This is a genomic window from Neobacillus sp. KR4-4 (assembly GCF_042136325.1).
GTDB lineage: Bacteria > Bacillota > Bacilli > Bacillales > Cytobacillaceae > Neobacillus.
This window is the reverse complement of the sequence record NZ_JBHHJU010000060.1, coordinates 1-4,574: the sequence shown is the minus strand read 5'-3', so window position 1 is coordinate 4,574 and position 4,574 is coordinate 1. Positions and strand designations below refer to the sequence as shown.

Annotated in this window: 4 protein-coding genes, 12 tRNA genes and 2 rRNA genes; 17 read left to right on the top strand and 1 reads right to left on the bottom strand. The window is 38.2% G+C overall.

All coding sequences use genetic code 11. The features are described from left to right. The 17 genes from ACE198_RS27765 to ACE198_RS27685 all read left to right on the top strand — a co-directional run. Positions 1 to 101 (top strand): 23S ribosomal RNA (locus ACE198_RS27765); the annotation flags it as partial. Between the two features lie 71 nt (positions 102 to 172). Then, a 5S ribosomal RNA gene (rrf, locus tag ACE198_RS27760) occupies positions 173 to 289 on the top strand. Between the two features lie 25 nt (positions 290 to 314). Continuing rightward, positions 315 to 390 (top strand) — tRNA-Thr (locus ACE198_RS27755). A gap of 51 nt (positions 391 to 441) precedes the next feature. Beyond that, a tRNA-Leu gene (locus ACE198_RS27750) sits at positions 442 to 526 on the top strand. A gap of 63 nt (positions 527 to 589) precedes the next feature. Next, positions 590 to 664 (top strand) — tRNA-Gly (locus ACE198_RS27745). 7 nt (positions 665 to 671) lie between these two features. Beyond that, a tRNA-Leu gene (locus tag ACE198_RS27740) sits at positions 672 to 760 on the top strand. A 20-nt stretch (positions 761 to 780) separates the two neighbouring features. Continuing rightward, positions 781 to 854: transfer RNA gene (locus ACE198_RS27735), tRNA-Arg, on the top strand. 8 nt (positions 855 to 862) lie between these two features. Then, positions 863 to 939: transfer RNA gene (locus ACE198_RS27730), tRNA-Pro, on the top strand. 17 nt (positions 940 to 956) lie between these two features. After that, positions 957 to 1,032 (top strand) — tRNA-Ala (locus ACE198_RS27725). A gap of 22 nt (positions 1,033 to 1,054) precedes the next feature. Next, positions 1,055 to 1,131 (top strand) — tRNA-Met (locus ACE198_RS27720). Positions 1,132 to 1,156: 25 nt separating this feature from the next. After that, positions 1,157 to 1,249 (top strand) — tRNA-Ser (locus ACE198_RS27715). Positions 1,250 to 1,274: 25 nt separating this feature from the next. After that, positions 1,275 to 1,359: transfer RNA gene (locus ACE198_RS27710), tRNA-Tyr, on the top strand. Positions 1,360 to 1,362: 3 nt separating this feature from the next. Continuing rightward, positions 1,363 to 1,433, top strand: a tRNA-Trp gene (locus ACE198_RS27705). A 52-nt stretch (positions 1,434 to 1,485) separates the two neighbouring features. Further along, positions 1,486 to 1,567: transfer RNA gene (locus tag ACE198_RS27700), tRNA-Leu, on the top strand. A gap of 110 nt (positions 1,568 to 1,677) precedes the next feature. Next, positions 1,678 to 2,604 (top strand): tyrosine-type recombinase/integrase, encoded by a 927-nt coding sequence (locus ACE198_RS27695; protein WP_375377777.1) that lies wholly within the window; start codon positions 1,678 to 1,680, stop codon positions 2,602 to 2,604. 153 nt (positions 2,605 to 2,757) lie between these two features. Next, on the top strand, positions 2,758 to 3,495 hold the full coding sequence (locus ACE198_RS27690) for a helix-turn-helix domain-containing protein (protein WP_375377776.1): 738 nt from the start codon (positions 2,758 to 2,760) through the stop codon (positions 3,493 to 3,495). Between the two features lie 200 nt (positions 3,496 to 3,695). Beyond that, positions 3,696 to 4,031 (top strand): hypothetical protein, encoded by a 336-nt coding sequence (locus ACE198_RS27685; RefSeq protein WP_375377775.1) that lies wholly within the window; start codon positions 3,696 to 3,698, stop codon positions 4,029 to 4,031. 24 nt (positions 4,032 to 4,055) lie between these two features. On the opposite strand, the gene ACE198_RS27680 is transcribed toward ACE198_RS27685, so the two are convergent. Further along, positions 4,056 to 4,313 carry a hypothetical protein gene (locus ACE198_RS27680; protein WP_375377774.1) on the bottom strand — a complete coding sequence of 86 codons (258 nt, stop codon included), beginning with the start codon at positions 4,311 to 4,313 and terminating at the stop codon, positions 4,056 to 4,058. Positions 4,314 to 4,574 lie beyond the last annotated feature (261 nt).

The window sequence follows — 4,574 nt, the reverse complement described above, 5'->3', positions numbered from 1 at the left end:
GCTAGTAAGAACCCTGAAAGATGATCAGGTTGATAGGTCAGAGGTGGAAGCGTGGTAACATGTGGAGCTGACTGATACTAATCGTTCGAGGACTTAACCAATTTTAAGGTGAACTCAAGTTTACAAACTTCTTCAGCATTATCTAGTTTTGAGGGAATGAAGCCTCAAATAGTCTGGCAGCATTGGCGAGAAGGTCACACCCGTTCCCATACCGAACACGGAAGTTAAGCTTCTCAGCGCCGATGGTAGTTGGGACACGCGTCCCTGTGAGAGTAGGACGTTGCCAGGCGGTTTCTTAAATTTTAAACCTATATGCCGGGGTAGCTCAATTGGTAGAGCAACTGACTTGTAATCAGTAGGTTGGGGGTTCAAGTCCTCTCGCCGGCACCATGCTTCTTAATTATTGGAATTACATCAGCGGAAGCATACTTAATATAATATGCGGGTGTGGCGGAATTGGCAGACGCACCAGACTTAGGATCTGGCGCCGCAAGGCGTGGGGGTTCGACTCCCTTCACCCGCACCAAGTTTTTTTACGAAGTAAAATAAACAAAGTTTTTTGCGATAGCAAAATAACTTACCATAATTTGCGGAAGTAGTTCAGTGGTAGAACACCACCTTGCCAAGGTGGGGGTCGCGGGTTCGAATCCCGTCTTCCGCTCCATGATATTGCCGGGGTGGCGGAACTGGCAGACGCACAGGACTTAAAATCCTGCGGTAGGTGACTACCGTACCGGTTCGATTCCGGTCCTCGGCACCACAAAATAATTAAATTCATTTGCGCCCTTAGCTCAGCTGGATAGAGTGTTTGACTACGAATCAAAAGGTCGGGAGTTCGAATCTCTCAGGGCGCATTTTTTATCGGGAAGTAGCTCAGCTTGGTAGAGCACTTGGTTTGGGACCAAGGGGTCGCAGGTTCGAATCCTGTCTTCCCGACCATTCTTCTAATAACTTATGGGGTCTTAGCTCAGCTGGGAGAGCGCCTGCTTTGCACGCAGGAGGTCAGGGGTTCGATCCCCCTAGACTCCACCAATTACTTTAAAGACGATATTATGGCGGTGTAGCTCAGCTGGCTAGAGCGTACGGTTCATACCCGTAAGGTCGGGGGTTCGATCCCCTCCGCCGCTACCAATTAAGATTTTTTAATTATTATAATGGAGGAATACCCAAGTTTGGCTGAAGGGATCGGTCTTGAAAACCGACAGGCGGGTAACACCGCGCGGGGGTTCGAATCCCTCTTCCTCCTCCAGTTTTATCATTTGTTTTTTATATGTGGAGGGGTAGCGAAGTGGCTAAACGCGGCGGACTGTAAATCCGCTCCCTCCGGGTTCGGCGGTTCGAATCCGTCCCCCTCCACCATTTAGGGGCATAGTTTAAAGGTAGAACTAAGGTCTCCAAAACCTTCAGTGTGGGTTCGATTCCTACTGCCCCTGTTGAATATTGTCCACTAAAATTTCATAGCTTTATTTATGAAATTTTTATTATGCCGGTGTGGCGGAATTGGCAGACGCGCACGACTCAAAATCGTGTTCCGTGAGGAGTATCGGTTCGACCCCGATCACCGGTATCAAAATGCAGATGCATCAAGACTTTCAACGATTTCGTTGGAAGTCTTTTTGTTTTGTTTACAAATTCAAAATCTGATGCCTTGAATCTTATGCCATGGAGGGATATTGGATGAAAAGAAGGGGAGTTTTATCAGAAGAAGAGTTAGTAATAGTTCAGAAAAACAGAACTGATGAAGAAGCCTTTGAAGAGTTTTTCAAGGATTGTTATCTAAGGAATCTACGACCATCAACAATTAATTATTACAAGAATGAATTTCATGCTGCTAAAAAAATTATTCCAAAACAATTAGTTGATTGGGAGCAAGCAGACATTGAAAGTCTAATATTCCAAAGCAAAGAACTAATGACAATTACTTCAATCAATACAAGACTTAGAGCACTAAGAGCATTTTATAATTTTCTAGTAAGTAGGAAGTTTCTTAAGAAAAATCCAATGAAAAACATAAAGCTTCTAAGAGATAGACAAAAAGAAATTGAGACATTAGACAACCATGAAATTGAGAAGCTAATAAAAGTAATTAGGAAGCAAAGGACATTTGTTTCTTTTAGAGATGAAGTAATTATGTTGGTATTCTTAGATACTGGTATCAGACTTTCTGAATTGACAGGAATTAGAATGGAAGATGTTCGAGGGAATAAAATAATTGTCAGACTTACAAAGAATTTGTTTGAGAGAACAGTTTACTTATCAGAATTCACTCAAGAGCAGCTTGAAAGATACATTCAGATTAGAGGAAATCTCAGTACAGAAAAATTGTTTGTTAACAGAGATAATCATGAATTAAATCGACACAGCATCCAAACAAGATTTCAAAAGTACGGTAAAGAAGCAGGTATTTCTAAGAGAGTTAGTCCACACTCATTCAGACATACTATGGCAAAAAGAATGATTATGATGGGAGTGGATGCATTCAGCTTAATGACTCTTCTTGGCCATAGTGATATGACGATCACAAAGAAGTACGTTAATTTGTGGGGAACAGATATTGAAATGAAGCATAAGAAACATGGAGCTTTAAAAGGGCTAAAATTATAAAACTTCAATTTTACGAACTGGTGTTCGGTGTATTAAAATAATAAAAGAGGGGTGGATTCGCGGTCCATAACCCCTCAAGACAAATCTAGCAGAAGATAGACTCCTACATAATAATATTAACAACTTTTTCTTCTGTGTCAAGGAGAGAAGAGCATGGAAAACTTTATCAACAATACTACTCAGCCATTTACAACATTTATGAACGATTTTCTTCAAAAAAGAACAATTTTTGAAAAGTCATCCACTAAGCTAACTTACATGTATCTGTTTTCTTTAAGAAATTGTTCAATGATTTTTCCTTCTCATGAAACAATTGCAGTAGCGACTTGTTCATCGCCATCAACAGTAAAACGTACTCTTAAAGAACTCGAAAAGTTAGGATTATTAGAAGTTAGACCAAGACCTGGATTTACTTCAGTTTACGTTCTAAATGACTATCGAGAGGTAGTTCAAAATGAGCTAGACCATATTAAGCTAGTCCAAAATGAACCAACAGCGCAGGTCAAAATGAACTGCGAGGTAGTTCAAAATGAACCACTAAAACTAAAAAATAAAAATAAAACTATTAAAAATAAAAATAGTAGTAGAGAGTTAATTGAAAATCAATTAAAGGATAAATATACTAAAGCACCATTTGAAGAAGTGAAAGAACAAGTACTCAATGATGATACTTTAATTATTGAAACAGACAATCAATATAAGTCTATACTTGAGTATCGATTAAAGAATTGGAAGCGAACTAAAGTAAAGAATAAACCAGTTAGAAAAGAACTATTACCTTCTTGGTTCAATAATAATGAAGAAGTTCAAGTTAAAATGACTTCGGAAGAGATCAAAGAGAAGAAAGCAGCCATTCTAGATAAACTCAAAAAATTTAATAAAAGGGATTAACCGGGATAGCCTTCAGAAGTCACAGAATGACCGTGGTTGAATCAGCTTTGAGAGATAATATTAAATTATTATCTCTTATTTTTTTGTCTTTAGAATTAATTTTAAATTTTTTTCTGATTTGCTTTACGTTCGTTATAACGTCCCTATAATACCTTCGTAACAAGAAATCAAACAAAACAAATTTACGGAGGTCATTTATTATGACAGAAATGAAAAACTTTAACGCAAAAAATATTACGGTGGCAGACTTTGAACGAGCAGACAGAATTTTTCGTGAGAGAGATTATAACTATGAAGTTAACATTAGTATTTTATTTCAATTGCGTTCATTAATTAATAACGATATTCGTTATGCAGAAAATAAGAAGCAAAAATTCTTCGAAGCAATGCAACGTCATGATGTTAGAGTATTCAAACGACCAGAAGATGACTATCCTATTCATATCGGGGGCAGAATGATGCAAGAGTACTTAGAAGTTCTGAGGAAAATCAAATCTTTAGGCGGTACCGAATTCGATGAATACTGGAGTGAATGATCGAGCTTAGTGTTCGGTCTTTTATCAAGTATTGTCGGGCAAGTTTTGAATTCTAACAAATCTATATAAATCACGGTTATGGTATTTAGCTCTGGCTTTATGGTTCCTCGGTTTATCAAGATAGCCATTATTTTTTAGAGTCCATTGTACCGCTCCCTCGCACATAATGTTGTTTTCCTTTGACCATTTGACAGCTTCTTTATATGTTGCAAATCTCCGAGTAATCTCTTCAGAGCCATCTTCCGTTTTTTTTAGGCAAATTACTGGTGCCGTTTTTCTCATTGTAATCAACTCCTTTTGCTTGTAGTATTTTATCATAATTTGTTCCTTTGTTCGATTATCATAAAATCAATATTTTATTATTCAAAAGCAAAAGGACCATTAAGGTCCTAGAACAGCTTCTTCAACTAACGCACCCGTTCGTATTATAAGGTTAACCAGATAAGAAAATATTTCTGGTTGACCTTTATTTATATGGTCTTATTATAACAGTAGCCAGGGTAGAACGTCCGCACCCGTGGGACTTTGATCCCGTCAAGTAAA

Coding starts and splice junctions, on each gene's coding strand:
- ACE198_RS27695 (WP_375377777.1), top strand. CDS start 1,678: ATGAAAAGAAGGGGAGTTTTATCAGAAGAAGAGTTAGTAATAGTTCAG.
- ACE198_RS27690 (WP_375377776.1), top strand. CDS start 2,758: ATGGAAAACTTTATCAACAATACTACTCAGCCATTTACAACATTTATG.
- ACE198_RS27685 (WP_375377775.1), top strand. CDS start 3,696: ATGACAGAAATGAAAAACTTTAACGCAAAAAATATTACGGTGGCAGAC.
- ACE198_RS27680 (WP_375377774.1), bottom strand. CDS start 4,313: ATGAGAAAAACGGCACCAGTAATTTGCCTAAAAAAAACGGAAGATGGC.